At 32.4% G+C, this 10,309-nt stretch carries 8 protein-coding genes; 7 read left to right on the top strand and 1 reads right to left on the bottom strand.

The window, feature by feature from the left end; translation table 11 throughout:
• The first annotated feature begins 268 nt into the window (after nt 1-268).
• Nucleotides 269-1,579, top strand: a complete 1,311-nt coding sequence (gene metK / locus PKK00_14695) for a methionine adenosyltransferase (protein ID HNW99652.1) — start codon at nt 269-271, stop codon at nt 1,577-1,579.
• A gap of 32 nt (nt 1,580-1,611) precedes the next feature.
• Here metK and PKK00_14690 read toward each other — a convergent pair whose 3' ends face one another.
• Nucleotides 1,612-2,361 carry a T9SS type A sorting domain-containing protein gene (locus tag PKK00_14690; protein HNW99651.1) on the bottom strand — a complete coding sequence of 250 codons (750 nt, stop codon included), beginning with the start codon at nt 2,359-2,361 and terminating at the stop codon, nt 1,612-1,614.
• A 525-nt stretch (nt 2,362-2,886) separates the two neighbouring features.
• Between PKK00_14690 and PKK00_14685 the strand changes: the two genes are divergently transcribed.
• From PKK00_14685 to PKK00_14660, 6 genes are all read left to right on the top strand, one after another.
• The gene (locus PKK00_14685) at nt 2,887-3,429 is read left to right on the top strand and encodes a TlpA disulfide reductase family protein (GenBank protein HNW99650.1); all 543 of its coding nucleotides are present in this window, start codon (nt 2,887-2,889) and stop codon (nt 3,427-3,429) included.
• 35 nt (nt 3,430-3,464) lie between these two features.
• Nucleotides 3,465-5,120 carry a DUF6029 family protein gene (locus tag PKK00_14680; GenBank protein HNW99649.1) on the top strand — a complete coding sequence of 552 codons (1,656 nt, stop codon included), beginning with the start codon at nt 3,465-3,467 and terminating at the stop codon, nt 5,118-5,120.
• A gap of 32 nt (nt 5,121-5,152) precedes the next feature.
• Entirely contained in the window at nt 5,153-6,010 is an 858-nt protein-coding gene (locus PKK00_14675; GenBank protein HNW99648.1) for an Omp28-related outer membrane protein, read from the top strand.
• A gap of 109 nt (nt 6,011-6,119) precedes the next feature.
• The gene (locus PKK00_14670; protein ID HNW99647.1) at nt 6,120-7,580 is read left to right on the top strand and encodes a sodium/proline symporter; all 1,461 of its coding nucleotides are present in this window, start codon (nt 6,120-6,122) and stop codon (nt 7,578-7,580) included.
• A gap of 105 nt (nt 7,581-7,685) precedes the next feature.
• Nucleotides 7,686-8,285 carry a nitroreductase family protein gene (locus PKK00_14665; protein ID HNW99646.1) on the top strand — a complete coding sequence of 200 codons (600 nt, stop codon included), beginning with the start codon at nt 7,686-7,688 and terminating at the stop codon, nt 8,283-8,285.
• 28 nt (nt 8,286-8,313) lie between these two features.
• Complete coding sequence (locus PKK00_14660; protein HNW99645.1) at nt 8,314-10,014, top strand: M2 family metallopeptidase; 1,701 nt, start codon at nt 8,314-8,316, stop codon at nt 10,012-10,014.
• Nucleotides 10,015-10,309 lie beyond the last annotated feature (295 nt).

Raw genomic sequence — 10,309 nt, 5'->3', positions numbered from 1 at the left:
GACGATTTTCAGCTTTCTTTGTTCCCTGTTTGAAATTTTTGAGGAAACTCCAAATTAACTCGAAAGATTTCTGAATTATTTTTTATATCATATTAATTTTATTACTTTTGCATTCAGAATGTGGAAAGATTTGATAGATTGCAACCACGTAAAAAAATGCTAAAACTAAGTTTTAGCCCTTCTTTCAAGCTTTCCAAAGAAAAAAGTAATTAAATTTTTATTGATGATATAAATCGTAATTCTAAAATCTTAAATTAAAAACAATATTATGGGATATTTATTTACATCAGAATCTGTGTCGGAAGGCCATCCAGATAAAGTTGCCGACCAGATATCAGACGCATTACTAGATGCATTTTTAACAGTTGACCCTGATTCAAAAGTAGCTTGTGAAACTCTTGTTACAACCGGATTGGTTGTATGTAGTGGCGAAGTTAGAACAAAAGGTTATATCGACATTCAGAAAACTGCAAGAGAAGTTGTAAGAAGTATTGGATATACCAATGCTGATTATAAATTTGAAGCCGAATCATGTGGAGTAATTTCTACTATTCACGAACAGTCCGATGACATATTTATGGGTGTTAATCGCGATGGACTTGAAAATCAGGGAGCCGGCGACCAGGGAATGATGTTTGGCTATGCGTGCCGTGAAATGGATAATTACATGCCATTACCAATCGAGCTTGCTCATATTCTATTACAGGAATTAGCTGCAATTCGAAAAGAAGGAAAGGTAATGAAATATTTACGTCCTGATTCGAAATCGCAGGTAACTGTTGAATATAGCGACGAAGGTAAGCCTTTAAGAATTGATGCAATTGTTATTTCTACACAGCATGATGAATTTGTTTTGCCAAAAGATAAATCAGAAAAAGCTGTTAAAGCTGCAGAAAAAGCAATGCAGGATAAGATTCGTGAAGATGTAATTAAAATTTTATTCCCTAGAGTAAAAAAAGTTATTCCTAAAAAGTTTGTAAATTTTATCAATGATAAAATAAAATTATATGTTAACCCTACCGGAAAGTTTGTAATTGGCGGTCCTCATGGTGATACCGGTTTAACTGGAAGAAAAATCATTGTTGATACCTACGGCGGAAAAGGCGCTCATGGTGGTGGAGCATTTTCCGGGAAAGATTCTTCAAAAGTTGACCGTTCAGCAGCATACGCAACACGCCATGTTGCTAAAAACCTTGTTGCTGCCGGTGTTGCCGATGAAGTATTAGTTCAGGTTGCTTATGCAATTGGTATAGCTAAACCAGTTGGTCTTTATGTAAATACTTATGGAACAGCAAAAGTAAAAGATGTAAAAGGAAAAATAATTACCGATGGAGAAATTTCAAAACGAATTGAAAAAGTTTTTGATATGAGACCGGGTGCTATTGTAAAAAGGTTTGGACTTAAAAATCCTATTTTCTTGGAAACTGCAACTTACGGACATTTTGGGAGAGATATTTTTAAAAGAAAAGTTGAACTTGGTGGAAACGGAAATAAAAAATACACTAAAGAAATAGAATTCTTTAGCTGGGAAAAGTTAGATTATGTAAGTCAAATCAAAAAGGAATTTGGAATTAAATAAAAAAAAGACCCGCCATTTGGCGGGTCTTTTTTTTATTTCTTAATTATAAGTTTCTTCGTTTTTTGCATTTTCCCATCAATGTAAAAACTATAAAAATATAAACCGTTGCTTAAATCATTAGTTGGAACTTCAAATACTCCGCTATTATTATAAATAGGAATTTCTTTTATTTTATTACCTGTGATATCCGATAAAACAAATACTGCTGATGAATTTGCAGGGATACTGTAATTAAATGAAGTTTGAGTAGAAGCAGGATTAGGGTAAGGTTCAGAGATAACAGCAACATTATTTTCATATGGTGCAATTCCTGTAGCTGTAGCATTATAATGTACTATAACAAAAGCTGTGTCGGTAGTATTGTTAACATCAAAAAATACATATTTGATAATACTTTCTCCCGGGTGCCCTTTAGGCTTATATTGCCCGTCAAATGTTTCGTTTATACCGTTAGGTTCAATAGAAACAGAAAGAGGTGAAGTGTATGTAGATTCTAAATAACATTGACCTGCAAAGCAAAAAGTATTTTTTGAGCCGGTTACTAACTGCATTTCAATTTTTTTAACCTTAACTGTTGAAAGAGTATTTGCCGATATATTCTTGACATCAAAGTAAATTATACATAACGTGCTCGATGATGTATCACAGGATATGTATTGATGTGTAGAACTTACGTTGACTCCTAAAGTGTCGAGTACCTGAAGACTTTGTGCTTCCATTTGAAGCGAAAATAGCATAAAAGCTATTAAAACATTTAAAAATAGTGTAGTTGTTTTTTTCATATTATTTATGTTTGGTTTTCAAGGATTACAAATTTACAAAAATTATATCTATATGTCAATCTTTATATTTTAATTAAATAATCATTTGATACAACTTATAGTAATTATTTTATACCATTATTTAGTGTATTATAAAAACATATAAGTAAATATATATCTATATATATATTTTTTACAAAAATAAAAAATAAATGATTAAAAAAATAAAAAGTGTATTATTATTTTAAGAAATATTTCACACATATATATAATGTATAATTTAAATTTTTAACGGAATGGAATATATTCTTGTATAATTATTTTTAAAAGATATAAAAATAAATCTAAAAATGTATATATTTGCATATAAAATTAAATAATCAGTTTGATAAAAAAAGATATTACATAAAAAGTTGAATTATAACTATAAGAAATAAGCGAAAATAAAATATTAAATATATAAATGAAGATTATAATTAGGACACTATTTCGAATTGATTTATATTTTTTTAGTTTTGTATAACTAATAACTAAAATAATAAAACTATGAGAAAAAAATTACAAATGTTATTTTTTATAATAGCGTTTATAAATACAGCTATTATATTTGCACAGGACACCACCACAACACATTCACAACAATCATTCAAACTTCCTTCTGTAGAAATTAAAACTATAGATGGCGCTGCATTTAATACATCACAGCTTAAGAACGATGGAAAACCTATTATTATAAGTTATTGGGCTATGTGGTGTACCAATTGCCTTAAGGAACTTAAAGCTATTCAAGAAGTTTATTCCGATTGGCAGGAAGAAACAGGTGTTAAGCTTGTTGCTATTTCAATAGATGATGCTAAAAGTGTAGATAAGGTAAAACCTTTTGTTAATGGTAAAAACTGGGATTATGATGTTTATCTGGATACAAATAAAGATTTGTATCGTGCACTAAATATCAACCAGATACCTCATACCTTTGTAATTAACGGAAATGGTGAAGTGGTTTGGCAGCATGTTACTTATACCGAAGGTGCGGAAAACGACCTTTATGAAATTGTGAAAAAAGTAGCAGCAGGACAAGAAATTAAATAATAAATTTTTTTAATAAATATTAAGAAACGATACAAATGAAAGTATTTTCAATTTGCAGAATATGTTTTTTATTAAGCATACTCCCTTTTTATATCCATGCTCAGAATTTCCTTAATTCAGGACAAATTCATGGGAGCTTTCAGATGGATGCGCAATATTATATGGAAGACTCATTAATTGGCGCTCCTGTTGTTCCTGAAAAAATACTCATGAATGCTTTTGCAAATATCCTATATACCAATGGTGATTTTTCTGCCGGTGTCCGTTTTGAAAGTTATCAAAATGTAATGCAGGGCTTTAATAAAGAAAATAAAGGAAATGGAATCCCTTATCGTTTTGCATCATATAAAGCAGATGAATTACAAGTTACCATTGGAAATTTTTATGAACAGTTTGGTAGCGGCTTAATATTGCGTGCATACCAGGACTGGAATTTAGGTTTGGATAATTCTATTGATGGAGTACAGCTGCAATATCAACCTATCGCGGGGATTACTCTTAAAGGTGTTATAGGAAATCAACGTTTATATTTTGGTAAAGGAGATGGAATTGTACGGGGAGCAGACGGAGAGTTTGCTTTAAACAGTATGTTTAAAAGTTGGGCAGAAAAGAAAACAAAAATTACATTAGGTGGAAGTGTGGTTAGTAAATTTCAAACGGATGATGATCCGATATATAACTTCCCTGAAAATGTTTCTGCTTTTGCAGGAAGAATAAATTTAGTTAGTGGTAAAATAAATTTTGTTAGCGAATATGCATACAAGATAAATGATCCGTCAAAAATAAATAATTACATATATAAACCCGGTGAAGCTTTATATGTTTCTTCATCTTATTCTCAGAAAGGTTTGGGAATTTCTCTTTCTGCTAAAAGGATAGATAATATGAATTTTCGTTCCGACAGGAAAATTACAGGAAATATGCTAATGATTAATTATCTGCCTGCCTTGTCAAAACAACATGTGTATACTCTTGCTGCATTATATCCTTATTCCACTCAACCAAATGGAGAAATGGGATTCCAGGGAGAAATTAATTATAATATAAAAAAGAAAACAAAACTTGGCGGTAATTGGGGAACGGATATTTCGATAAATTATTCACGTGCTTTTTCTATTGACCGAGTTGCCGTTAATGATACCACACCCATAGGTCAAAATGGTACACTGGGATACACATCCGAATTTTTTAAACCCGGTGATGAACTTTATTCTGATGATTTTAATATTGGTATAAGCAGAAAAATAAGTAAGAAAATAAATCTTGAATTTTTGTACTCATACCAATCATACAACAAAGCAGTGGTAGAAGGACATCCGGGCGCTCCAATGATTTATGCAAACATTGTTGCAGTTGATGTTACCTATAAATTAAAAGAAAAAAAATCCATTCAGGTGGAATTGCAACATTTGCAAACTAAGCAAGATGATGGAAGCTGGGCAATGGCAATGATACAATATACCATTGCACCAAAATGGTTCTTCTCCGTTGGAGATATGTATAATTATGGTAATGAAATCAAAGATGAACAGTTTCATTATTTTAATGCTTCTGTAGGTTTTATTAAAAACACAAACAGAATTGCATTGACATATGGAAAACAAAGAGAAGGCTTGTTTTGTGTAGGTGGAGTTTGCCGGCAGGTTCCTGCATCAAATGGAATCACTTTAACTATTATCAGTAGTTTTTAATATAGGAATTTAATTTTTATAAATTAATTTATATGAGAAAATATATTGCACCAACTATTTTAAGTATTGTTATATTGATATTTTTTAATGCCTGTGATAAAGTGCAACCACCATATATGAATAAGATAACAATTGATAGCTCTTCAACTAAAAGGGTGCTTTGTGAAGAAGGTACAGCAACATGGTGTACCAATTGCACAAAAGGGATTTGCTCCCTGGAAAAAATGATTGACCAATATCCTGATAATTTTATACCCATCGCAATTCATTTTGAAGATCCAATGAGTGTTGATGGTTACGTTGCCGATTTTACTTCTTTTGCGGATATTCAAGGTATTCCTTGTTCTGTAATTGATAGGAATTTACCTAAGAATGAAACGGATTATGAAGATATTCTTACTGCATATTCAACAGCAATAAATACCATTCCTCCTGTTGATATGAAAATTATGAACATTTCATGGAATTCTTCAAACAGAGTTTTAACCTATACTGTAAGCGCTGAAGTAATAGCTGAATTCAATGGAGATTATAGGTTTAATAGTGTTCTTACCGAAGATAGTGTTCATGGTACAACTTCTGACTGGGATCAGGCAAATTCATATGGAGGAGGTGTATTAGAAATGTGTGGATTTGAAAATCTGGCTACAACTATTCCTGCTGCCGATATGTATTATAACCATGTTGCAAGACATATATTTGATGGCTGGGATGGCATATCAGGAAGTATACCTGCAACAAATACAATTGGAACAACTCTTACAAAAACATATACGTATACCCTTCCCGTCGGCTGGAATGCAGATAAAGTTAATGCTATCGGTTTTATTATTAATAAAACGGATGGAACAGTAGTTAATGCTTGTCAGGCAGTGCATGTAGGAAAATAAATTTATTTTAAAATATGTTAAGAAAAAGGAAGGATTGCATGAAGTAATCCTTCCTTTTTTTATTTAAAATCATTTTTTTACTTTAGCTGTAAGATTTATAATTCTATTTATGTTAATTGTATTTATTCTTTACCTTGCTTTATTAATGGTGATAACCATTTATACAGCACGTATGTCGAAAAGCTCCTCCGATTTTATTTCTGGCGGAAGAAAAATAGGAGGCATCTCATTAGCTTTGTCAGAGCGGGCTACAGGCGAATCTGCATGGTTGATTCTGGGACTTACCGGTGAAGCTTTTTTAATAGGCATACAGGCAATATGGTATGCAATAGGATGTGTTGCGGGAATATTTTTTATTTGGTTTGTAATGGGAAACAGACTTCGCGAAGAGTCTGAAAAGACAGGTGCTTTAACGATTACAAGTTTAATTTCAAGAAAATTTCCAGGAGCTGAAAAAGCAATAGGAACAATATCTTCATTAATTATAATTTTCTTTTTGTTGTTTTATATCACGGCACAGTTTTATGGTGGAGGAAAAGTTTTATTCGATACTTTCGGAATAAATCAAACGTGGGGAATAGTCATAGGTTCGCTGATTGTTGTTTTTTATTGCATGATTGGTGGATTTATTACAGTCGTGGCTACCGATGTTTTCCAGGCTGTACTGATGATTATTTCATTAATAGTTATGCCGGTAATTCTTCTTTTTATTATTTCATCTCATAACATTGAAATTGCACAGGGCCTACAAAAAGCAGGCGCAGCCTACGTTTCATCAACAGGTGGAAAAACGGGAATTAGTGCATTCATGTTAATCATTAGCGGTATAAGCTGGGCATTAGGATACACAGGGCAGCCTCAGCTTCTGACAAGAATGATGGTGTTGAAAAATAAAAGAGATTATAATAAAGCAAAATGGGTTGCCGGGATATGGACATTATTTGCTTATGCAGGCGCGCTGATGATTGGCTTTATCGGAATTGTTTTTGTTCAGGAAGGATTGATAGGTGGTGATGCAGCTACAAGACTCGCAGCAGAAAAAGGTAACGAATTAATTTTTCCTGTTATGGTTAATGCATTTATGTTGCCTGTTATTGCAGGGTTTCTTTTATCAGGCGCAATATCAGCAATGATGTCAACAGCATCATCAGAAATAATTTTGACATCATCTGCAATCACTGAAGATATTCATGGAAATTTTGCAAAGAAAAAAATGTCGCCTAAAAAAGAATTATGGTTCAATCGGATAATTACTTTATTGGTCGGACTTGTAGCATTTTTCTTTGCACTGGATCCTGGCGATTCTATTTTTAAAATGGTTTCGTATGCATGGTCGGGGATAGGTTCGTCATTCGGACCTGCATTGCTGTTGGTATTGTTCTGGAAAAAAGTTTCCCGTGCAGGAGTTATTGCATCGTTGGTTTCAGGAACTGTTGGAACGATAATTTGGAAAGAATTTTTCGAAGCCACGACACAAGTTTCAGAACGTTTGACAAGTTTTATTTTTGCATTTGCAATGGCAGTAATATTTTCATTGATGTTTCCTGAAAAGAATAAATTAAAAAATTGAAAACGAATAAACATAGAGGTATAGGGTATAAAGGTATAGGGAAAAGTTCTATACCATATTTCCTTATACCTTTATACCAAAATTATCTTATTAAATATTTCATTTATGAATAAGTTAGCAAAGACAAAGTACGGAATCCACTTTCTTTTAGAAAGCCGCTGGAGTCCGCGTTCCTTTAGGGAAGACAGAATAGAAACTGAAAAACTTCAGCGGATTCTTGAAGCGGCACAATGGTCGCCATCATCGATGAATGAACAACCATGGCGTTTTATAATAGGCGAAAAAGAAAGTGAAACTTATGATAAAATTTTTGACAGCCTTACAGATTACAATAAACGCTGGGCAGGCAAAGCACCTGTTCTGATTGTTACTCTTGCGAAAAAGAATTTTTCAAAAAATAATAAAGATAATTTCCATTTCTTATACGATGCCGGACAATCCGTTGCACACCTGACTTTCCAGGCAATGCACGAAGGATTGTATGTGCATCAGATGGGTGGATTTCATTTCGAAAAAATAAAAGGATATTTTAATATACCTGAAGAATATTATATTGTAACCGTTGTTGCTGTTGGTTACGTAGGCAAGCCCGAAATACTCGATGATGATATTCGTGAAAGAGAAATTGCCGACAGGAACAGAAAAGATTTGAAAGAAATTATTTTTACTTCACAATTCGGAAATCCTAGTGAAATCATTAGTTAATATATGTCTAATTTAAAAATACAAAAAAATGAAAAGGTTTATTTTTCCGGTAGGAATTATCGGGAGTATGATTATTGCTTTAATAATTACGAGTTGCGGCTCGTCTGATTCAAAGGAAAAAACAGTGAAAGAATTTGATGAATTCATAAAAGCATTTGAAGCGAAATATATTCCTTTATATAAGGAAACAGCCCTTGCTTCGTGGGATGCCAATATCAGCGGTAAAGATGAGGATTATGCCAAATCAGGTGAGTTGGATTATAAATTGACAAAATTATTTTCTGATAAAACTGATTTTGAAAAACTGAAAAAGTTTAAGGAATCAGGCGATATTACTGATTCTTTGAAAAAAAGAGAATTGGAAATATTATATAACGCTTTTCTCGGAAACCAGGTTGACACCGTGAAGATGAAAGAAATTATCGATATGGGAAAAGAAATTGAAAAAAAGTTTAATACATTCAGAGCTGTTGTTGGAAAAGATACTTTAACGGATAATAAGATTGAAGAAATTTTAAAAACATCAACCGATTCCAAGAAGCTTGAAGAAACATGGCTTGCTACTAAGAAATCAGGGAAAAATGTTGCAGAAGATGTAATCAAATTAGTGAAGAAAAGAAATGAAGTTGCTAAAGATTTAGGCTTTTCTAATTATCATGAAATGAAATTAAAGTTAAGCGAACAAGACCCGAATGAAATTGAAAAACTTTTTGATGAGCTCGACAGCCTAACAAAAGATGGCTTTGCAAAATTGAAAAACGATATGGATGAATATTTCGCAAAACATTATAATGTAAAAAATGAAGATCTGATGCCTTGGCATTATCAGGGAAAATTCTTCCAGGAAGCACCAAAAATTTATGAAGTTGATCTTGATAAATATTATAAAGGAAAAGATATAATCAAAATTACAGAAGATTATTTTAAGAGTATTGGCCTTGATGTTGCTGATTTAATTAAAAACAGTGATCTTAAAGAAAAAGCAGGAAAAAATCAACATGCATTTTGTACCGATATAGATAATGAAGGCGATGTAAGAGTATTGTGCAACGTAGTTGATAATGAAAATTGGATGGGTACCATGTTGCATGAATATGGTCATGCCGCTTATGATAAATATATCGACAGGAGCCTTCCTTTTGTTTTGAGAGACCCTGCTCATACTTTTACAACAGAAGCTATTGCTGAATTGTTCGGACGTTTTGCTACCAATCCAAAATGGTTAAAGGATGTAATTGGTGTTCCGGAAAAAGATATAGATAAAATAAAAGAAAATGTAAACAAGAGCTTACGCTTGCAGATGCTTGTATTCAGCCGCTGGTCGCAGGTTATGTACAGGTTTGAAAAATCGATGTACGAAAATCCTGACCAGGATTTAAATAAACTGTGGTGGACTTTGGTTGAAAAATACCAGATGCTGAAAAAGCCCGCCAACAGGAACGAACCCGACTGGGCTTCTAAAATTCATATTGCACTTTACCCTTGTTATTATCATAATTATTTGATGGGTGAATTGCTTGCATCGCAACTGCATTATTATATGACAAAAAATATTTTAAAATCGGAAGATTATGCCAATCAAAGCTATTATAACAAAGCTGAAATTGGAAAATATTTAATTGATAAAGTTTTCAAACCCGGCTCAAAATACGGATGGAATGAAATGATTGAAAAAGCCACCGGCGAAAAGCTTACAGCAAAATATTATGCAAAACAATTTGTTGATTAATACCGATTGTATATATGTAATAGTCCAATAAATTGTACTATAACATCTATGTCATCGGCATAACCATTGTAAAATTTAAAATATCCTTTGGACTATTTTAAATTAACAATTGGTATAATTTCTGAAATAAAAATAAAAAAGGAGGTGAGAGCCTCCTTTTTTATTAGTGTTATTTTTTTCGCCACTGTATAAAATACAGGTTTGATAACAAGTCGTAATAAATGATATCAATATATTCTAAACCTGAGTTCGGTTTAAGCCACCAAAAGTAATTGTTCTTTAAATTGCTGTATTA

The organism is Bacteroidales bacterium (genome assembly GCA_035353855.1).
Lineage (GTDB): Bacteria > Bacteroidota > Bacteroidia > Bacteroidales > CG2-30-32-10 > DAOQAK01.
This window is presented reverse-complemented; position numbering and strand designations above follow the sequence as displayed.